This is a genomic window from Cronobacter universalis NCTC 9529, assembly GCF_001277175.1.
Lineage (GTDB): Bacteria > Pseudomonadota > Gammaproteobacteria > Enterobacterales > Enterobacteriaceae > Cronobacter > Cronobacter universalis.
On record NZ_CP012257.1, the window covers coordinates 31,050 to 50,122 of the forward strand.

The following is a 19,073-nucleotide window of genomic DNA, read 5'->3' on the forward strand; positions in this document are numbered from 1 at the left end:
ATGCTGAATATTCTCCTTTCAATAGTGACCAACCGCATCTTGTGGGGGTTCATGGGCGTTACCGCGCTGTCGGCGGTCGTCTGGATGATAGGACCCCTGCTGTCTATCGTCGACAGCCGCCCGCTGGAGTCGGAAACCAACCGTATCATCAGCATTGCGCTTATCTACCTGATTTGGGTGCATAGCCACATCGTGCCGCGGCTCTACAACGCCTGGCTGAACCGCAAGCTGATGGACAAACTCAACGAAGGCAAGCCTGCGGAAGAGGGCGGCAGCGACCTCAAGCGCCTCGGCAATGACGATAAAGTGCTGGCGGACCGTTTCGACGAAGCGGCGCAAATCCTCAAAAAAGCGCATTTCAACGCCCCAGGCCAGCGCGGCCAGTGGACGCAGCGCTTCAGCACGCAATATCTCTATCAGCTTCCGTGGTATGTGATTATCGGCGCGCCGGGCTCCGGTAAAACGACGGCGCTGGTTAACTCCGGCCTGCAATTCCCGCTGGCGGATCGCTTTGGCAAAACGGCGCTGCGCGGCATCGGCGGCACCCGCAACTGCGACTGGTGGTTCACTAACGAAGCGGTGCTGCTCGATACCGCCGGGCGTTACACCACGCAGGAGAGCGAACAGGCGCAGGACGCCGGTGAATGGTTAAGCTTTGTCGATCTGCTGCGTAAATATCGCCGCCGCCAGCCGATTAACGGCGTGATCATCACCATCAGCGTCTCTGATCTGCTGACCCAGTCGCCGGAAGCGACGCAACAACAGGCCGTTAACCTGCGTCAGCGTCTTGGCGAGCTGCATGAGCAACTCGGTATCCGCTTCCCGGTCTATGTGCTGGTCACCAAAGCCGACCTGCTGAAAGGCTTTCGTTCTTACTTCGGGCGCTTCGATAAAGCGCAGCGCGACCAGATCTGGGGTTTCACCTTCCCGTGGGATCGCTCAAAACAGGCCGATTTCGACCTGTTAGCGGCATTTACTCAGGAATTCGCGCTGCTCCAGCAGCGTCTGGACGCGGGCCTGCCGGATACCCTGCTCGCGGAAAGCGACCCGAAAGCGCGCGCCGAGTGTTATCTGTTCCCGCAGGAGTTCGCGGCGCTGCGTCCGCTGCTCGCGGATTACCTCAGCACCGTTTTCGCCCGTTCCAACTTTGAAACCGAATTCTCGCCGCGCGGGATTTATCTCGCGAGCGGCACCCAGGAAGGGCTGCCGTTTGACCGCGTGATGGGCGAACTCAACCGCGCGCTGTCGCTGCCGTCCGGCGGCAAAGAGGGCGACAACTGGGATTCGGTGAGCAAAGAAGCGCCGATCCCCGGCGGCAAAGGACAGAGTTTCTTTATTAAAAACCTGCTCCAGAACGTGATTTTCCAGGAAGCGGGCATCGCCGGGCAGAACCGCTGGTGGGAGCTGCGCAACCGCGCGGTGTTGTGGTCTGGCTACGCGGCGCTCATAGCGCTGTTACTGGTGCTGGGCGGCCTGTGGCTGACGAGTTATGGCAATAACAAAGACTACCTGGCGGAAGTCGAAGGGAAAGTGCCGGGCGTCGAGCGCCAGAGCAAAGCGCTGCAAACCACCGCCGGGCGCGATCTCTTCAGTATGCTGCCGTTCTTTAACAGCCTGGTGGAGCTGCCGAAGAGTAAAGCGTTTGACCTGAACTCGCCGCCGGTGACGTACCGCATGGGGCTTTATCGCGGCGATGACGTTAACGACGCTTCGCAGGCGCTCTACCAGAAAGCGCTTCAGGAGATGCTGATGCCCGCCGTGGCGCAGCTCATCACCGGCTGGGTGCGTAACGACAACGGCAGCGACGTGGAGTACAGCTACGAAGCGCTGAAGGCGTACCAGATGCTCTACCAGCCGAAGCACTACGACGGCAAATTCCTGCACTCGTGGGTAATGCTCAACCTTGAGCGCAACCTGCCGCAGAACGTCACCCAGGCGCAGCTTAACCAGCTCGAATGGCACCTGACGCAACTGCTGGAGCCGCAAATCCAGACCTCGCCCTACGCCAAAGATGAATCGCTGATTAGCCGCCAGCAGGCGATGATCAACCAGAAGCCGCTGTCGCTGCGCGTCTATGGCCGCCTCAAACGCTTGCTGGAGCGCGATGAAAACTTAAAGCCGGTGTCGCTCGCCACGCTGGGCGGCCCGCAGAGCGAACTGGTCTTTTCGCGTAAAAGCGGCAAGCCGGTCAGCGACGGCGTGCCGGGGCTCTACACCCCGAAAGGCTACTGGGAAAGCTTCAACGGCCAGATTGATAACGTCACGGCTTCGCTGCATGACGACGATGCCTGGGTGCTGGGGCTGACCACCGCGCAGGAAGATAAAACGCAGACGGACAACGCGGTGCGCCAGCTCTATATGCGCGACTTTATCAGCCAGTGGGACAGCTACCTGGCGGATATTCAGCTTAACAACAGCGCCGACCTGAACCAGCGCATCAACACGGCCCGCGTGCTCTCCAGCAGCAACTCGCCGCTGCGCCGTCTGGTGCTGAACTTAAGCCAGGTGCTGACGCTCTCCCGCGCCGAGCCGCAGGCGGGCGAAGCGCAGGCGAAAGAGCAGGGCAACCGCGCGACCCGCACCCTGGAAGCGCTGTTCAGCGACCGTGAAAGCGGGGCGACCACCGCCGCCGCCGCGCCGCAGACGCCGGAACAAGTGGTGACCGATCACTACGCGCCTATCATCGAACTGGCGCAGCCGCTGGAGAAAGGCGGCAAAGCTATCGTGTTTGATGACTTCATCAAGCAGATCGATGAACTCTACCGTTACCTGACCGCCGTGCAGGACGCCGCCAACAGCGGTATGCCGCCGCCGGGGGGCGAGGCGATCAGCCGCTTACAGGCGAGCGCCGGGCGTCTGCCGGGCGGGCTGCAAAATATGTTCAGCCGCATGGCGGTAGGGGCGAGCAGCGACACCCAGCAGCGTGAGCTGGAAAACGTCCGTAAGCGTATCAGCGTGGAAGTCGGCAGCTTCTGCCGCCAGGCGATCGCGGGCCGTTATCCGCTGGTGCGCTCCGCCAGCAGCGAAGTAACGCCGGACGATTTGGCGCGCATGTTCGCGCCGGGCACCGGGCTGATGGACAGTTTCTTTCGCGATAATCTGACGAATAAAGTGGATACCACCCAGCAGCGCTGGCGCTTCACGCCGGGCATCGACGGCAAAACGCTGCCGGGCAGCGAAGGGGTGCTGCGTCCGTTCCAGCAGGCGCAATACATTCGCGACGCCTTCTTCGCCAACGGCGCGACCACGCCGTCTTATCGCGTGACGGTGCGCACCGTGCGGATGGATAACGACATCCTCACGCTGTCGCTCGACGTTGACGGCCAGCTTCTGCGTTACAGCCACGGCCCGCAGGCGGTCCAGCTGATGAGCTGGCCGGGCAGCGGCGGCACGAATCAGGTGCGTATGCAGCTCGGGCTTGCCAACGGCACCACCTCGACGCTGGTGACCAACGGCGCGTGGGCGCTGAACCGCTTTTTCGATCGCGCCCGCATTGCGCCGGGTGCAGGAAGCCTGAGCCGCCAGGCGACGTTTTCGGTTGACGGACACAGCGTGACGCTGGAATTCACGCCGAACAGTATCCGCAACCCATTCCAGCTCCCTGGCTTCGCATGCCCTTAACCGCAAGGAACGGATAATGAGTCATTACCCTGCGATTAGCTGGTACGGGAAACTGCCCAGTGCCGGCGACTTTCTCCAGCGCCGTTTTCCCGATGCCCTGCAACGCCAGTGGTCGCACTGGTTTCAGGTAGGGCTGCTGAACTGGCAGAAAGAGGATGAACAGCGCGAGACGGGCAACCGGCAGTTTGCCAGCGCGCCGGTCTGGAATTTCGTGGTGCCGCCGATGCTCGGCAGTCAGCAGGTGCAGATGGGCTGCCTGATGCCGGGCCGCGACAGCGTAGGGCGTCAGTATCCGCTCGTCGCGACGGTGGCGTTCAGCCCCGCCGAGTGGACGCCGCAGCATCTGGCGATGGCCGAAGAGTGGTATCAGCAGCTTGGCCGCGTCCTGCATCACGCGGTGCGCAACGCGTTCTCCGCCGAACAGCTCGACCAGGCGGTGCAGGCCGTTCCGTCGCCCGCGCTGCCGGCGCCCGAGAATCGCTCGGAAATTCTGGATGTCATTGGTTATCAGGAGTCGCCGGTGACGCTGAGCTGGCGTCAGGCGGCGGAGTGTTTCGACCCGCAGCGCCAGACCAGCTTCTGGTGGACCAATCGCAGCGACGGCTATCCGCTCTACACGCATGTGCACAGCGGCAATTTTACCGGGCAGCTCTTTTCGCTGTTGTTTGATCCGGCGGGCGGTGCGCGTCCGGGTCGCCACGGGCTTTACCCGCCCATGTTCGAATAAGGCAGTTCGATGGATATTGAAACCCTTCTCGCTCCGGTGAGCCCGGAGCAGCCGTGCGGCGAAAACCTGGAGTACGACGCCGATTACCAGGCGATGGAACAGGCAAGCCAGGGCAAGGCGGAACAGCAGTTCGGCGACACCATTATTCCGGCAGAGCCGGCGGACTGGACTAAAGTTGAAAAGCTGGCCCTGTCGTTGCTTGAGCGCACCAAAGATCTGCGCGTCATGCTGGCGCTGACCCACGCGTGGGCCAAACGCCGCGGCCTGCCGGGCTATGCCGACGGGTTGCTGCTGATTCAGGAAGCGCTGACGCGCTACTGGGAGCCGCTCTATCCGCTGCTGGAAGAGTACGGCGAAAAAGATCCGTTCTACCGTATTAACGCGCTGGCGGGCCTTGGCGATAAATCCGCCCTGACCGGCACGCTGCGCACCGCCACGCTGCTGCGCAGCAACGGCGATGAAATTACGCTGCGCGACGCGCAGTCGTTGCTCGACAACAGCAAAAGCGAATGTCCGGGTTATCCGGGCGGCCGCCCGCGGCTGGTGGATGAACTCGCGCGCGGCGATCAGCCGGGCATCGAGGCGATAGTCCAGATCCACGCGCGTCTGGAAACGATCCGCACCATTCTGGTCAGCCACCTCGGTGAGAGCGGCGTGCCGGAGATGGAGCAGCTCCAGAAGCTGACGAGCATTGTGGCCCTGGCCTGCCAGAGCGGCGAAACCCAGGCGCCGCAGGATGCGCAAGACCCGCAGGCGCAGACCGATAACGCGCCTGCCGCCACGACGACCAGCGCCCCGGCGCGCGTGGTGGAGACCGACTGGCGCAACGTGCAACTGCAAACGCGCGACGACGCCCAGTTAATGCTTGAGAAAGTGAAGCAATATTTTGCCCGGCACGAGCCGAGCCACCCCGCGCCGCTGATGATTGAGCGCGTGCAGCGACTGATTGAAATGAATTTCATGGATCTTATTCGCGACCTGGCGCCCGACAGCGTGCATCAGGTGGAAAACATTATCGGACGCCGGGAATAACGGCGTTTCCCTTTACGGCGACAGGCATGAGGCCCGCCGCCCGAAATTCACCGCGCATCTTCGATGGAGAACATCATGCCAATGAGTAACAGTGGGCAGAAATTTATCGCCCGTAACCGCGCGCCGCGCGTGCAGATCGAGTACGACGTGGAAATCTACGGCGCGGAACGCAAAATTCAGCTTCCGTTTGTGATGGGCGTGTTTGCCGACCTGGTCGGGAAGCCGGTCGATCCGCAGCCTGCGGTGGACGAACGTAAATTCCTTGAAATTGATATCGACAACTTCGACGAGCGTATGAAAGCGCTCAAGCCGCGCGTGGCGTTCCAGGTGGACAACACCCTGACCGGCGAAGGCAAACTGAATATCGATCTCACTTTCGACAGCATGGACGACTTCCTGCCGGACGCCGTCGCGCGTAAGGTCGAGCCGCTGAACAAGCTGCTGGAAGCCCGTACTCAGCTCTCTAACCTGCTGACCTACATGGACGGTAAAAACGGCGCCGAAGAGCTTATCGCGAAAGTGCTTCAGGACCCGACGCTGCTCAAATCGCTGAGCCAGATGCCGAAAGATGACGATGGCACCAAAGGTAACGAGGAGTAATCGATGAGCAATCCTTCTCAACAGCAAGAGCTGCAGTCGCAGCAGGCGTTCAGCCAGGATGAATTCAGCGCGCTGCTCAGCAAAGAGTTTCGCCCGAAAACCGACCAGGCCCGTTCGGCCGTCGAAAACGCGGTAAAAACCCTGGCCCAGCAGGCGCTGGAAAACACCGTCACCTTCTCAAACGACACCTACCGCACCATCCAGAACCTGATTGCCGGTATCGACGAGAAGCTGTCTCAGCAGGTTAACCAGATTATTCACCACGACGAGTTCCAGAAGCTGGAAAGCGCCTGGCGTGGCCTGAACTATCTGGTCAACAACACTGAAACCGACGAGATGCTGAAAATCCGCTTTATGAGCATCTCCAAGCAGGAGCTGGGCCGCACCCTGAAACGCTTTAAGGGCGTGGGCTGGGACCAGAGCCCGATCTTCAAAAAAATCTACGAAGAAGAGTATGGCCAGTTCGGCGGCGAGCCGTTTGGCTGCCTGGTGGGCGACTACTACTTCGACCACAGCCCGCAGGATGTTGAACTGCTGAGCGAAATGGCGCGCATCGGCGCGGCGGCGCACTGCCCGTTCATCACCGGCACCGCGCCGAGCGTGATGCAGATGGAATCCTGGCAGGAGCTGGCGAACCCGCGCGACCTGACCAAAATCTTCCAGAACACCGAGTACGCCGCCTGGCGCAGCCTGCGCGAGTCGGAAGATGCGCGCTATCTGGGCCTCGTCATGCCGCGCTTCCTGTCGCGTCTGCCGTATGGCATTCGCACTAACCCGGTGGACAGCTTCGACTTCGAAGAAGAGACCGACGGCGCGAACCACAGCAACTACAACTGGGCCAACGCGGCCTACGCGATGGCGGCCAACATCAACCGTTCCTTTAAAGAGTACGGCTGGTGCACCTCCATTCGCGGCGTGGAATCGGGCGGCGCGGTAGAAAATCTGCCGTGTCACACTTTCCCGAGCGACGACGGCGGCGTGGACATGAAGTGCCCGACCGAAATCGCCATCAGCGACCGTCGCGAAGCGGAACTGGCGAAAAACGGCTTTATGCCGCTGATCCACCGCAAAAACTCCGACTTCGCCGCCTTTATCGGCGCGCAGTCGCTGCAAAAACCGGCGGAATACCACGACCCGGACGCCACCGCGAACGCCCGTCTGGCGGCCCGCCTGCCGTACCTGTTCGCCTGCTGCCGTTTCGCGCACTACCTCAAGTGCATCGTTCGCGACAAGATCGGTTCTTTCCGCGAGCGCGACGAGATGGAACGCTGGCTGAACGACTGGGTGATGAACTATGTGGACGGCGACCCGGCGAACTCCTCTCAGGAAACCAAATCCCGTAAGCCGCTGGCGGCAGCCGAGGTACAGGTTCAGGAGATCGAGGACAACCCAGGCTACTACGCCGCCAAGTTCTTCCTGCGTCCGCACTACCAGCTGGAAGGCCTGACCGTTTCTCTGCGTCTGGTCTCCAAACTGCCGTCGCTGAAGAGCAACGAGGCGTAACGCTGCCTCAGGCCGTAAGGGCATTCCTTACGGCCTGCCACTTTTTCATACTCACAGGGATACGTGATGAAAATACATCTTGCGCTGGCAAGCGCCCTGCTGGCGCTGTCGGCAATGTCCGCCGCCAGCACCAGGGTTTATGAATATCCGCGGGCAGAGGATTTGCCTGAGGACAGCACATCGGTATTCCCGCGCGATCCGGCGTTATTAACCGCGCAGGACAGCCGTATTAACGCCGCGCGTTTTTTTAACGCCTGGAGTAACAGGCAGAACGAGCGCGAGCGTATTAAAGCCGATATGTATTTCGTGGGCGTGATGGATGCCACCGAAGGAATATTGTGGTGTCCTGACAGACCGTTAAAACCCGGCTCGTTACGCAATATTGCTTACGACTATTTTTCTAAATCATCGCCTGAGCGGCTTAAAAACGCGCAAGCCAAAATGCTGATTATTGAAGCGTTAAAAGAAATTTATGCCTGTAAGTAAACGCTCATGAAAAACTGCTTTTTGTTTTTGCCAGAAAAGCACCGAGCTAACAATAAATGGTTTGCGCTTATATGGCGGCCCTGAACTGGATAAAGCGGCGAAAGCGGTATTGTTTGAAAATCCGGACCACACCTGGAATCAGGATAATCCATAACGATTTCGCGATGTGCGGCGGTTATGAGTCTTCAGGAAAAGCAAATAAGGAAATTCATGAAACATTCTGTTCTTATTCTGGCTTCAGTATTCAGCGCTGCGCTGTTAAGCGCGCCAGTCATGGCCGGCGATTGGGTGATTAATCCCGATGAGCATCAAAAAAATCGTCTTGATCCTAACCGGGGCAATGTGACAGGTGAGCAACTCTTAAACGCCTGGAACGACAGAGCAGATAAAGAGGCCTCGCTACAGGCGCAAATCTATTTGCTCGGTCTGTTTGATTCGACGGAAGGAATGGGCTGGTGCAAAAGTAAAACAACGATGCCATCAACGCTTCGCGAATGGACGTACGGGTACTTTAAAAAGCTACCGCCAGAACGACTTAAAGAGAAAGCCAGCGTCCTGATGCTTGAAGCGCTTAAACATGATTTCCCCTGTCAAAAGGAATCTGACAAATGAGACCGTTATATCAGCAGTTAAAAATGAATCATTACTCATCTACAGATGGAAGCGCAGACTTTGTAGATGCCCGTGATGTATACGCTGAGATTGGTTACGATTACGATGACATCATAAAAGTAAATCAAGCGTTCAAAAATACATGCGCGGTAAGAATGAGCCTGGCGCTGTTGAAGTGTAATGTACCTTTTGATGGTCGATTCATTATTAAAGCCGGAGCTTATAAAGGCAGAAAAATTGAATCCGGTGCAAAATTACTGGCCGACCAGCTTTACAAATCATCCGCCTTCGGTAAAGCAGAGATTTACACCGATCGTCGAAGCGGGGGACAAGCGTTAAGGAATCGCAGAGGCGTTGTTTTCTTTAATGTTGTTAATGGTTATGGCGGTGGTCATATCGATTTACTGGAACCGGAAGGCAATAACGCCTTTACTTGTCACTCTATGTGCCTGCCCGACTGCAAAGAAATATGGTTTTGGGAGTTAAAATAATTCCACCTGAGACCGGGTAATAATCTTTAAAAAATCATTTGACGCGTAACAACTGCGTTATATCAGCAGTAATAAATCACCTATTTTAGCGGCTCGCGTTGGGCGGGCTGCTGAGATCGCCTGACGGAATAAACATGCTGTCAGGCTGAGAGGCAGAGGTAAAATATGGATGGTTTTATTCAGCCCCATGCTTTCCTGTTTGCCATATTAAGCGCTTTTTCGAAAGCAATAATCGTCATTAACGAAGAGTAAATATTATGGCTATTGATATGTTCCTGAAAGTAGACGGTGTAACCGGCGAATCTAAAGATTCCAACCACACCGGCTGGACCGACATCACCTCTTTTTCCTGGGGCGCATCCCAGCCGGGTAATATGAGCGTGGGCGGCGGCGGCGGTGCCGGTAAAGTGAATTTCAACGATCTGCACGTTAACGCGCTGATCGACAAATCCACCACCGCTATCCTGAAGCACTGCTCCAGCGGTAAGCACCTGACCAAAGTTGAGCTGTCTGTCTGCAAAGCGGGCGGCCAGCAGGTGGAATACACCCGTATCACTCTGGAAGATGTGCTGGTGACCTCCGTTCAGTACACCGGTGCTGACAACGGCGACACCGTTGGCGTTACTTATGCATTCCAGGCTGCGAAAGTGAAACAGCAGTACTGGGAGCAGACGGCGACCGGCGGCAAAGGCGCAGAAACCAGCGCTGGCTGGAACATCAAAGAAAACAAAGAAGCGTAATCGTAGTGAGCCCGCAAGGGCTCACTTTACCTTTTCAGGGATCAGGGATGGTGAAGCAGTTCTGCGTGGCATTTATTTTTACAGGGTTGTTCGCGTCGCAGGCGTTAGCCCGCACCACAACTTACAGCCCGGAAGAGTATCTAAGAAATTACGCCCTGAGCACCTGTATTGCGCAGGGCTATCAGTCTGAAGAAGTAAAAAACGACGCGGCGGCCGCAGCGAGAGGCTATCTGGAGTTCGGCGATTATTCGCTTGAGGCGCATACGGCGGTCATTACGCTTGGCAAAACCTTTCTTGCGAAAACGTATGGCAGCCAGTCGGGCGAGCCGATGACGCTCGCGAAATGCATCGATTTCATGCACAGCCACGAACTGGACGCGCTCATACGCCGTTATAAAAATCAGCCGGACCAGTAAGCGGGCTGCGAGAAAATTCATCATGTTAAAAACACGTATCGCCGCTTTCACAGTTTTGACGGTTTCTTTCCACGCCGCGCTGGCGCAGCCGCTGGCACAGGTAAGCGAATTTACGCAGCCGCAGATTTTTACCGAGTGGGTACAGAACCGCTGCATGGGCCATATTGCCGACAGCGCCGCGTTGAAAGAAGACGCCAACGCCAGCGCCGCCGCCTGGCTGGAGGCGAGCGAATTGCCGGTCGAGGCATTTAATGAAGCGGATACGATCATTACGCAGGCGCTGAAAACGCCTGTGGGCGGCACAGCGAAAAGCGATTACCGGGTGCTGAAATGTTCGCTGATTGCGCATAGCCCGGAAATGACGGCGCTGTATCAGAAATCCGCAGCACAGAGAGCGCGGTGAGTTAAGGCGGGTGCGCTTCGCTTACCCGCCCTACGTTTCAGCCTTTGCGGCAAAAGATAAAACATGTCCCACAGCCAGGCGCGACAGCGACTATGTTTATGCGCAGCGATGATGTTAATGGCGCTGATATACGTATTATCAATAGAATAACCCCGTCCGGTTGTGAGGCGCGAGGCTTAACGACAGGCAGTCACGGGCAGCGCACAGGCGCGGCTCTGTTCCTTAGCACGCAAACGTCGGGCGTCTGATAAGACCCGCGACGTTTGAGCGCTAATAACCCCAGGCAGGAATACGCTATGCGATTCACGATTACTACCAACAAGCCCGGCCACCAGCCTCCTCAGAGCAGCTGTGACTTCTACCCGCCGGGCGGCACGATTGGCCGTGGTACGGATAACAATCTGGTACTGCCGGATAACGAAAGAACGATTTCCCGCCTGCAGGCGATTGTCCATATCTCCGCGGACGGCGAGTGCCGCATCACTAACCGCGGCAACGTCACCCGCGTGGTGCTGAACGATATTCCGCTGGAGCGCGGCCGTCAGGTTGAGCTGCAGGACGGCGATGTGCTGGGCATTGACGATTACCGCATTCAGGTGAGCGATCTGGCGCTGAACGCGCAGCCGGTTATCGCGATGGCCGCGCCGAAACCGAACGTCGCGCCGCAGCAGCCTCAGGCGCCGCAGCCTGCGAAACCGCAGCAGCCGCCGAAAGCCGACGCGCAGGACAACGCGCCAACGGCAGTGCCGACCGAAATCTGGGACAGCCTGATGCAGGAGTTCTCTATCTCCGACAGCATCAGTCAGGGGCAGAGCCAGAGCGCGCGCCCGAAAACGCCGGAAGCGCAGCCGTTTAACCCGTTCAACGCCCCGAAAGAGGCGGATCGCAACCCGGAAGATCCGCTGGCGCACTTCCAGAGCGGCGGCAACGAGCCGCTGTTCGGCAATGAAAGAGTCAACCCGGACAGCCTGTTCAAAGATGACACGCCGTTCGATAAAGACAGCATTTTCAACGACGTGACGCCGACCACGCTGGTGCCGCCGTCTGATAACCGTCAGGCCGCGAAACCGCAGGCGCCGCAAAAAGAGAACGAAGAAGAGCTCGATCCGCTGGCGCTGTTTGGCGGCGTGGGCTCCACGCCGGTACAGAGCCGCAGCGACGATCCGCTTGGCCTGATGATGGGCGGCGCCGTGCCGCTGACGCCGCCGGATGAGCTTAACGCAGGCGCTGCGCCATTAACGCCGCCGCCCGCCGCGAAGCAGGACGCTGAGCCGGTTAAACCAGCAATTTCACCCGAAAAACCGCAGACGGAAAAATCGCAGCCGGAGATGACGACCTCGCCGCTTGCGCCGAACGCCGACGACTCAATCGATCTGGCGTCGCTCGCCGGTTCGCCGCTGTTCCCGGAAGAAGTGCCGGAAGAGCCGGTGACGCGCGTGGAAGTTCAGCCGACGCCGCCGGAAGTCCAGGATTACGCCGGTATCACGCTGCCGACGCCGCAGGCGGTGGCGCGCAGCACCGCGCAGACGCCAAAAGGCCGCCTGCGCATCGACCCGGTGCAGTCGCCGACCAGCCAGGGCGGCACGCCGACGGCGTCTAACGGCGACGTGCTGAACGGCGAACTGCTGGAAGCATTGCTGGAAGGTATGGGCCTTGGCGAGCTGCAACCGACGCCGCAGTTTGACCGCGACAATATGCGCCAGCTCGGCCAGATGCTCAGCATGTTCTCGCAGGGCACCGTGGCGCTGCTCTCCTCGCGCTCGATTCTCAAGCGCGGCGTGAAAGCCGATATGACGATGGTGCTGGACGACGCGAACAACCCGTTCAAGCTACTGCCGTCGGGTAAAACCGTGTTGATGCAGATGTTCGGCACCCGTATGCCGGGCTTTATGCCGCCGAAAAAATCGGTACGCGACGCGCTTATCGATCTCCAGGCCCACCAGCTCGGGATGATCGCCGGTATCCGCGCCATCATCGCCGCCATGCTGCAATCCTTTAACCCGGAGCAGCTCGAAGAAGAAGCGAAGCGCGACGGCGCTATCTCGCGCCTGGCGCTGCCGGCGAGCCGCAAAGCCGCGCTGTGGGATTACTTTGTGCGTCATTACAGCGATACCGCCGGTGAAATCGAGGACGATTTCCATACCCTGTTCGGCGAAGCCTTCCTGCACGCTTATGACATGGAAGTGAATCAGTACAAAGACTCACAAAGCGGATCGGAAGAAGAATGAATATCAGCACGGCCTCACTCTCCAGACAGGGCGAGCGCGCCAGCAACCAGGATCAGACCGGAGAGACCATCGGCGAACGCTCCGCCTGCTTCGTGGTGTGCGACGGGATCGCCGGCCTGCCGGGTGGCGACGTCGCCGCGGCGCTCGCGCGCAATGCCATTCTCTCGCGTTTTGACGGGGAGCAGCATCTCAACGCGCAATATATCCGCGAGTATGTGAATCAGGCGAACCACGCGATCCGCGCCGAGCAAAAGGCGGTACAGGATTATCACCGCATGGGCACGACGCTGGTGAGCCTGTTCATCGACCGCGACTATCACCTGGCGTACTGGGCGCACGCGGGCGACAGCCGCCTGTATCTCTTTCGCCGCGGCTGGCTCTATCACGTCACGACCGATCACAGCCTGGTGCAGCAGATGAAAGACGCCGGGCATCAGACCGACGGCGTGAACAGCAACCTGCTCTATTTCGCGCTCGGCATGGGCGATGAAGGCCGCGAGGCGAGCTACAGTGATGTAGTGCCGATTGAAGACGGCGACGCGTTTTTGCTTTGCACCGACGGTTTCTGGCACGGCGTGAGCGAAGAGCAGATGAAAAAATCCCTTCATATGGTGAATACCCCAGATGAATGGCTCACTCTGATGAATCAAATACTGTTGAAAAATGGTGAGCAGGGGCATGATAAGCAGGATAATTACAGCGCCGTAGCGGTCTGGGTAGGATCGCCCCAGGATACGACGCTGCTGCATACGCTCTCTGACGCGGCGCAGTTTTTCCCCCTTCGAGATTAAAGGCTAACAAGGACTTTTATGAAACTTTGGCTTCCGGGTCTGGCTCTGCTTGCGGCGTCATCCAGCGTCTGGGCAGATAATTACCGTATCGTTCAGTCAAATACCCTGAAACTGGATGTCTGGGTAGACAACATTAAAGACAACACGCCGCAAAGCTGGTGCGGCCCTGAGCTGCCGCTGCGCATCGTCTCCAGCGGCGACAAAACGCCGAAGGTGCTGGATAACTTTATGCCGCGTCTCGGCTCGCTGCTGGAAAGCCAGTGCGGCAAACTGAAAACCGTGCGCTGGCAGCTGAACGACACCCAGGGCAAAGCGCTGGCGCATGGCACGGCCACCAAAAGCGGCGACTGGAATCCGGTGGTGACGCCGCAAACCGAGCCTGAGCAGACCACGGCCGCCGCCGCCGCGACGCCGACCACCGCCGATACCCTGCCGCAGGGCCGCCCGGAAGATCTCTCGCCGCCAGCGGACCGCACGCCGTGGCTCGAATTTAACCTTCAGGACGGCTGCCACCTGCGCACCTTCTGGAAAGGCGGCGCGGACGCCAAAGCGCTGTTTATTCCGGCGAAAGACGACGGCATCTGCGAAAAAGGCGGCTGGCTGAATGGCCGCAGTGAAGTCACTCAGATGGGTGAAGCGGGCGAGAAAAAAGTCGCGGTGACCTTCGTACACGGCTTCCCGATTGTCGGCATTAACGCGGGCGTCGACGCCGATAACCTGCTTATCACCAGCGTTAATAACGAGCGCATGGTCGTCAGCGATGGCCGCTCCGCCCAAAGCTGGATGATCCTGCCGTATAACAGCGAGCAGAACGTCTGGCAGGCGCAGGGCACGGTGGCGGTTGAAATCTCCCGCGAGCAGGCCAGCGACGAGGCGCGTCTGCGCGCGCGCTTAGAAGAAGTTCGCAAAGTCTGGTCCAGCTATGTCGCGCCGGGCACGACGCTCAATATTCTGTTGGTCGAAGCGCTGCATCCGCAGCTGCGCGACCCCGCGGCGGGCGCTTACCGCGCGCTGTAATGACCGTTAACCGCCAGGAGCCGTTATGAACACGCTGTATCAACAACTGGCTGGCGCGAGCGTCAGCGACGCGCTGAGCCGCCTTGAGGCCGATATCAAAGCCCAGCCGGGCAACGCCGATCGCCGCGCCGCGTTTGTGCAGTTTCTCTGCCTGAACGCTAACTGGACCCGCGCGCTCACCCAGCTGAAAAGCTGGGCCGCGCTGGCGCCGCAGGCGCAGCCGACCGTGACGCTGCTGCAACAGGCTATCGAAGGCGAGCAGCAGCGCGCCGAAGTGCTGGCGGGCCGCGCGCGTCCGCGGATGCCGGGCGAACAGTGGCCGTGGCTGGATCTGCTGCTGAAAGCGCTGGCGGAAACCGACCCGGCGCGCGCAAGCGAGCTTCGCAGCGAGGCGCTGGAGCAGGCCGAGGCCAATCCGGGCGAACTGACGCTGGCCGTGGGCGACGCGCCCGGCGAGCCGGTGCGTTTTGACTGGCTGATGGACGGCGACGCGCGTCTGGGGCCGGTGTGCGAGCTTATCGTTAACGGCAACTACTTCTGGGTGCCGTTCAGCGCTATCGCGTCGGTTCGTTTCCAGGCCCCGGCGAGCGTCACCGATCTGGTGTGGCGTCACGCGATGGTGCAGCTGGTGGACGGCACCGAACAGGTGTGCCAGATCCCGGCGCGCTACCCGCTGGAAACCGGCGCGGAAGACCGCTTCCTGCTGGCGCGCACCACCGAGTGGCAGCCGCTGGACGCGGAAGGCATTCATTATCTCGGCGCGGGTCAGAAAGTCTGGCTGAGCGGCGAACAGGAGTTCGCGCTGCTGACGCTGGATATGCTCGCTTTCGGGCTGCCGGACGACGCATCGCATGAATAAACCGTATCAGGATGACGACAGCGGCGATCTGCTGCGCCACGGCTACCGTTCGCGACGCAACGCCTCGACGGTCACCGCGCGCGACAAAATGCAGCCGTCGCTGCTGGACCGTCTGACCGATAACGCGCCGGACAAGCGTCAGGAGCCGGCGAACAGCAATCTCGTCTCCCACAGCGCGCTGCGTCGCCAGGTGCTGCGCGATTTGCAGTGGCTGTTCAATACCATTAATAACGAAGCGCAGCAGGATCTCAGCCGGGTGGACCATGTGCGCCGCTCGGTGTTTAACTTCGGCGTGGCGCCGCTCGCGGGTAAGCGGATGTCGGAGATTGAGTGGGGCGACATCCAGCAGCGGCTCACCGAGGCGATTTTGCACTTCGAACCGCGCATTCTGCCGCAGGGGTTGCAGGTGCGCTGCGTCTGCGACACCAAATCGCTCGACCTGCACAACGTATTATCGATTGAGATTAAAGGCCGCCTGTGGTGCGTGCCCTGGCCGCTCGAATTTCTGTTCCGCACCGATGTGGATCTGGAAAACGGCCATTTTGAGCTTAAAGACGCGGGGTAAACATGGACAGTAAACTGCTCGAATACTACAACCGAGAGCTGGCGTATCTGCGCGAAATGGGCGCGGAATTCGCCGAACGCTACCCGAAAGTGGCGGGCAGGCTCGGTATGCGCGGCATTGAAATCGCGGACCCGTACATCGAGCGCCTGATGGAAGGCTTCGCCTTTCTCACCTCCCGCGTACAGCTCAAAATGGACGCCGAGTTTCCGCGCTTCTCCCAGCGCCTGCTGGAGATGCTCGCGCCGAATTATCTGGCGCCGACGCCGTCAATGGCGATTGCCGAACTGCACCCGGACAGCGCCAAAGGGGATTTGAGCAACGGGTTTGTGGTGCCGCGTGGCACGATGATGGACAGCCAGCTTCTGAAAAAGAACGGCGTCACCTGTAGCTACGCCACCGCCCATGACGTTCGCCTGCTGCCGCTGCATATCAGCCTGGTGGAGTTAGGCGGCGTACCGGCCGACGCGCCGTTAAGCCAGCTCGGCTTAAGCCAGCGCGGCGCGGTCAGCGCCCTGCGCGTGCGCATCGCGTGCGACGGCCCGGTGCTGCTCAACCATCTCGATTTCGACCGCCTCGATTTCTTCCTGAGCGGGCCGGATATCCAGGCGCTGCAACTGCTGGAGCTTCTGATGGAGCACCGCGTCGGCATCTTCTGTCAGACCGTCGGCCCGAAACCGTCACGCGTGGTGCTGGACGATGACGCGCTGCGTCAGGAAGGCTTTGAGGCCGACCAGGCGCTGCTGCCGGACGATCTGCGCAACTTCGACGGCTACCGCCTGTTGCAGGAATATTTCGCGTTCCCGGCGCGCTTCCAGTTCTTAAGCCTGCGCGGCATCGGCAAGCTGCTGGCGCAGAGCGGGCAGGCGAACGCGTTCGATATCATCATCCTGCTCGATAAAACCGACACGCCGCTGGAGCGCGTGGTGGATAAAAGCCACCTCGCGATGCACTGCACGCCGGTCATCAATTTGTTCCCGAAAATCGCCGAGCGCCAGAAGCTTACCGAGGGCTTAAGCGAATACCACCTGGTGGTGGATAACATTCGCCCGCTGGATTACGAGATTTTCTCGGTCAGTAAAATTTACGCCAGCGAAGACGGCCAGCGCGACGACCAGATTTTCCGCCCATTCTGGAGCACCTGGAGCCGCGACGGCGGCAACTACGGCGCGTATTTCTCGATGCGCCGCGAACAGCGCGCGCTCTCGGAACACGCGCTGCGCTACGGCACGCGTACCGGCTATGTCGGCTCCGAGGCGTTTGTATCGCTGGTGGACGCAAGCCACGCGCCGTGGCGCGACGAACTGCGCTATATCACCGCCGAAGTGATGTGCACCAGCCGCGATCTGCCGCTGATGCTGGCGCAGGATATGGGCCAGTTCGTGCTGCCGGATTCCATGCCGGTGCGCGCGCTCACCATGCGCAAAGGGCCGACGCCGCCGCGTCCGGCGCTGGCGGAAGGCTTCAGCACCTGGCGGCTTATCAGCCAGCTGCAAATGAACTACTTAAGCCTGATGGACGCCGAAGATGGCGAGGGCGCCGCCGCGCTGCGCCAGTTGCTCGGCCTCTACGCGCGCCTGGCGGAAGCGCCGGTGGCGCGCCAGATTGACGGCATTCGCCACTGCGTGCTGGAGCCGGTGCATCGCCGCGTGCCGGAGCCGGGCCCGATTGTCTTCGCCCGCGGCGTCGGGATTTCGATGACCGTCGACGAACAGGCGTTTTCCGGCTCCAGCCCGTGGCTGCTCGGCAGCGTGCTGGAGCGCGTCTTCGCACGCCTGGTCTCCATGAACAGCTTCACCGAGTTCACGCTCAAGAGCCAGCAGCGCGGCGAAGTGGGCTACTGGGGGCCGCGAATGGGTAAAAGGGCGCTGATATGAGTGAGACGCAGCCACAACCCGCGCCGGTGAAAAGCGCCTCCCGGCTGCCGGAGAATTACTGGCAACAGATGATGGCCGCGCCGTGGCGCTACGATCTGTTCCAGATGCTGCGCCGTCTCGACGCGCAGGGCGGCGAACGCTACCGTTTAGGCCGCGCGCCGCTGCCACGCTTTGAGCCGCTGCGCATCGGTCAGCAGCCATCGATGGCCTTTGCGCCGTCAACGCTCGCCGCGGTGAAACCGCGCGACAACACGCCGCTGTACGATGTGTCGATTTTAAGCTTCGGCCTGTTTGGCCCGAACGGCCCGCTGCCGATGCACCTGACCGAATATGCGCGCGAGCGTCTGTATCATCATCAGGATGACAGCCTGAGCGCGTTCGCGGATCTGTTTCATCACCGCCTGACGCTGCTGTTCTACCGCGCCTGGGCCGACGCCCAGCCGACCGCGTCGCTCGACCGCACTGACGGGCCGCGCATTGAAAAATATCTCGCCTCGCTTATCGGCATGGGTCAGCCGGGGCAGATGGAAAAGGGCAGCCTCAGCCACCACGCGCGTTATTCGCTGGTCGGCCATCTGACCCGCAACGGGCGCGACGCCGAGGGGCTTGAAAAAATTCTGCGCCACTATTTCCACGTGCCGGTGACGATTGTGCAGAACATCCCGCAGTGGATGCCGTTAACCGAGCGTGAGAAAGCGCGTCTCGGCGCGGGCCGTCGGATGCCGCGTCTCGGCGAGGCGGCGTTTCTCGGCGTGGCGGTGCGCGACGTGCAGCATAAATTTCGCATTGAACTCGGCCCGCTGGATGAAGAGACCTATCAGCGTTTTCTGCCCGGCGAGCCGTGGGTCGAGGAGCTGCGCGACTGGGTGCGTCAGTATATGGGCATCGAGTATGAGTGGGAGGTGCGCGTTATCCTGCGCGCCGACGCGGTAAAAGGCGTCACGCCTGGCGGCACGGGCCGCCTCGGCTACAGCGCCTGGCTTGGCAAACAGCCCACCCCGCAACCGCGCGGCGATCTGGTTTTTCGCGCGGAAAGTTAACATGGCCTGCGCCGGTGGGCGCGGTGTCAGAGAGGATATACGGAATATACCCGCCATCTCAGAAAGGA

General features: G+C 60.0%; 18 protein-coding genes. All 18 read left to right on the top strand.

Going from position 1 to position 19,073, the window contains the following annotated elements; all coding sequences use genetic code 11:
* The 18 genes from tssM to tssG all read left to right on the top strand — a co-directional run bounded on the left by tssM (position 1) and on the right by tssG (position 19,005).
* Complete coding sequence (gene tssM / locus AFK65_RS00155; RefSeq protein WP_038858501.1) at positions 1 to 3,621, top strand: type VI secretion system membrane subunit TssM; 3,621 nt, start codon at positions 1 to 3, stop codon at positions 3,619 to 3,621.
* 16 nt (positions 3,622 to 3,637) lie between these two features.
* The gene (tagF, locus tag AFK65_RS00160) at positions 3,638 to 4,348 is read left to right on the top strand and encodes a type VI secretion system-associated protein TagF (RefSeq protein WP_007703857.1); all 711 of its coding nucleotides are present in this window, start codon (positions 3,638 to 3,640) and stop codon (positions 4,346 to 4,348) included.
* 9 nt (positions 4,349 to 4,357) lie between these two features.
* Positions 4,358 to 5,380, top strand: coding sequence for a type VI secretion system protein TssA (gene tssA, locus AFK65_RS00165; protein ID WP_038858498.1), 1,023 nt, complete (start codon positions 4,358 to 4,360; stop codon positions 5,378 to 5,380).
* 75 nt (positions 5,381 to 5,455) lie between these two features.
* Entirely contained in the window at positions 5,456 to 5,980 is a 525-nt protein-coding gene (tssB, locus tag AFK65_RS00170) for a type VI secretion system contractile sheath small subunit (protein ID WP_007853510.1), read from the top strand.
* A gap of 3 nt (positions 5,981 to 5,983) precedes the next feature.
* Entirely contained in the window at positions 5,984 to 7,483 is a 1,500-nt protein-coding gene (gene tssC, locus AFK65_RS00175) for a type VI secretion system contractile sheath large subunit (protein WP_007703863.1), read from the top strand.
* Positions 7,484 to 7,549: 66 nt separating this feature from the next.
* The gene (locus tag AFK65_RS00180) at positions 7,550 to 7,969 is read left to right on the top strand and encodes a Rap1a/Tai family immunity protein (protein WP_007703865.1); all 420 of its coding nucleotides are present in this window, start codon (positions 7,550 to 7,552) and stop codon (positions 7,967 to 7,969) included.
* Between the two features lie 210 nt (positions 7,970 to 8,179).
* Positions 8,180 to 8,581 carry a Rap1a/Tai family immunity protein gene (locus AFK65_RS00185; RefSeq protein ID WP_007703867.1) on the top strand — a complete coding sequence of 134 codons (402 nt, stop codon included), beginning with the start codon at positions 8,180 to 8,182 and terminating at the stop codon, positions 8,579 to 8,581.
* Positions 8,578 to 9,072: a T6SS effector amidase Tae4 family protein gene (locus AFK65_RS00190; protein WP_012126156.1), complete on the top strand. Its 495-nt coding sequence runs from the start codon at positions 8,578 to 8,580 to the stop codon at positions 9,070 to 9,072. The genes AFK65_RS00185 and AFK65_RS00190 overlap by 4 nt, the downstream gene beginning before the upstream one ends.
* Before the next feature lie 257 nt (positions 9,073 to 9,329).
* On the top strand, positions 9,330 to 9,812 hold the full coding sequence (locus tag AFK65_RS00195; protein WP_004386969.1) for an Hcp family type VI secretion system effector: 483 nt from the start codon (positions 9,330 to 9,332) through the stop codon (positions 9,810 to 9,812).
* Positions 9,813 to 9,859: 47 nt separating this feature from the next.
* Positions 9,860 to 10,228, top strand: a complete 369-nt coding sequence (locus AFK65_RS00200; RefSeq protein ID WP_007703871.1) for a T6SS amidase immunity protein Tai4 family protein — start codon at positions 9,860 to 9,862, stop codon at positions 10,226 to 10,228.
* A 22-nt stretch (positions 10,229 to 10,250) separates the two neighbouring features.
* Positions 10,251 to 10,631, top strand: coding sequence for a T6SS amidase immunity protein Tai4 family protein (locus AFK65_RS00205; RefSeq protein WP_007703877.1), 381 nt, complete (start codon positions 10,251 to 10,253; stop codon positions 10,629 to 10,631).
* Positions 10,632 to 10,927: 296 nt separating this feature from the next.
* Positions 10,928 to 12,859, top strand: coding sequence for a type VI secretion system-associated FHA domain protein TagH (gene tagH / locus AFK65_RS00210; RefSeq protein WP_038858492.1), 1,932 nt, complete (start codon positions 10,928 to 10,930; stop codon positions 12,857 to 12,859).
* Entirely contained in the window at positions 12,856 to 13,650 is a 795-nt protein-coding gene (locus AFK65_RS00215) for a PP2C family protein-serine/threonine phosphatase (protein WP_038858490.1), read from the top strand. Before tagH ends, AFK65_RS00215 begins: the two co-directional genes overlap by 4 nt.
* An 18-nt stretch (positions 13,651 to 13,668) precedes the next feature.
* Complete coding sequence (locus AFK65_RS00220) at positions 13,669 to 14,667, top strand: hypothetical protein (protein WP_038858488.1); 999 nt, start codon at positions 13,669 to 13,671, stop codon at positions 14,665 to 14,667.
* 25 nt (positions 14,668 to 14,692) lie between these two features.
* A complete protein-coding gene (locus tag AFK65_RS00225; RefSeq protein WP_038858485.1) occupies positions 14,693 to 15,526 on the top strand; it encodes a type VI secretion system accessory protein TagJ in 834 nt (277 codons plus the stop codon).
* Positions 15,519 to 16,091 carry a type VI secretion system baseplate subunit TssE gene (gene tssE, locus AFK65_RS00230; protein ID WP_007703894.1) on the top strand — a complete coding sequence of 191 codons (573 nt, stop codon included), beginning with the start codon at positions 15,519 to 15,521 and terminating at the stop codon, positions 16,089 to 16,091. Before AFK65_RS00225 ends, tssE begins: the two co-directional genes overlap by 8 nt.
* 2 nt (positions 16,092 to 16,093) lie before the next feature.
* Positions 16,094 to 17,965, top strand: a complete 1,872-nt coding sequence (gene tssF / locus AFK65_RS00235; protein ID WP_038858483.1) for a type VI secretion system baseplate subunit TssF — start codon at positions 16,094 to 16,096, stop codon at positions 17,963 to 17,965.
* On the top strand, positions 17,962 to 19,005 hold the full coding sequence (gene tssG, locus AFK65_RS00240) for a type VI secretion system baseplate subunit TssG (RefSeq protein WP_004386959.1): 1,044 nt from the start codon (positions 17,962 to 17,964) through the stop codon (positions 19,003 to 19,005). The genes tssF and tssG overlap by 4 nt, the downstream gene beginning before the upstream one ends.
* Positions 19,006 to 19,073 lie beyond the last annotated feature (68 nt).

Coding starts and splice junctions, on each gene's coding strand:
- tssM (WP_038858501.1), top strand. CDS start 1: ATGCTGAATATTCTCCTTTCAATAGTGACCAACCGCATCTTGTGGGGG.
- tagF (WP_007703857.1), top strand. CDS start 3,638: ATGAGTCATTACCCTGCGATTAGCTGGTACGGGAAACTGCCCAGTGCC.
- tssA (WP_038858498.1), top strand. CDS start 4,358: ATGGATATTGAAACCCTTCTCGCTCCGGTGAGCCCGGAGCAGCCGTGC.
- tssB (WP_007853510.1), top strand. CDS start 5,456: ATGCCAATGAGTAACAGTGGGCAGAAATTTATCGCCCGTAACCGCGCG.
- tssC (WP_007703863.1), top strand. CDS start 5,984: ATGAGCAATCCTTCTCAACAGCAAGAGCTGCAGTCGCAGCAGGCGTTC.
- AFK65_RS00180 (WP_007703865.1), top strand. CDS start 7,550: ATGAAAATACATCTTGCGCTGGCAAGCGCCCTGCTGGCGCTGTCGGCA.
- AFK65_RS00185 (WP_007703867.1), top strand. CDS start 8,180: ATGAAACATTCTGTTCTTATTCTGGCTTCAGTATTCAGCGCTGCGCTG.
- AFK65_RS00190 (WP_012126156.1), top strand. CDS start 8,578: ATGAGACCGTTATATCAGCAGTTAAAAATGAATCATTACTCATCTACA.
- AFK65_RS00195 (WP_004386969.1), top strand. CDS start 9,330: ATGGCTATTGATATGTTCCTGAAAGTAGACGGTGTAACCGGCGAATCT.
- AFK65_RS00200 (WP_007703871.1), top strand. CDS start 9,860: ATGGTGAAGCAGTTCTGCGTGGCATTTATTTTTACAGGGTTGTTCGCG.
- AFK65_RS00205 (WP_007703877.1), top strand. CDS start 10,251: ATGTTAAAAACACGTATCGCCGCTTTCACAGTTTTGACGGTTTCTTTC.
- tagH (WP_038858492.1), top strand. CDS start 10,928: ATGCGATTCACGATTACTACCAACAAGCCCGGCCACCAGCCTCCTCAG.
- AFK65_RS00215 (WP_038858490.1), top strand. CDS start 12,856: ATGAATATCAGCACGGCCTCACTCTCCAGACAGGGCGAGCGCGCCAGC.
- AFK65_RS00220 (WP_038858488.1), top strand. CDS start 13,669: ATGAAACTTTGGCTTCCGGGTCTGGCTCTGCTTGCGGCGTCATCCAGC.
- AFK65_RS00225 (WP_038858485.1), top strand. CDS start 14,693: ATGAACACGCTGTATCAACAACTGGCTGGCGCGAGCGTCAGCGACGCG.
- tssE (WP_007703894.1), top strand. CDS start 15,519: ATGAATAAACCGTATCAGGATGACGACAGCGGCGATCTGCTGCGCCAC.
- tssF (WP_038858483.1), top strand. CDS start 16,094: ATGGACAGTAAACTGCTCGAATACTACAACCGAGAGCTGGCGTATCTG.
- tssG (WP_004386959.1), top strand. CDS start 17,962: ATGAGTGAGACGCAGCCACAACCCGCGCCGGTGAAAAGCGCCTCCCGG.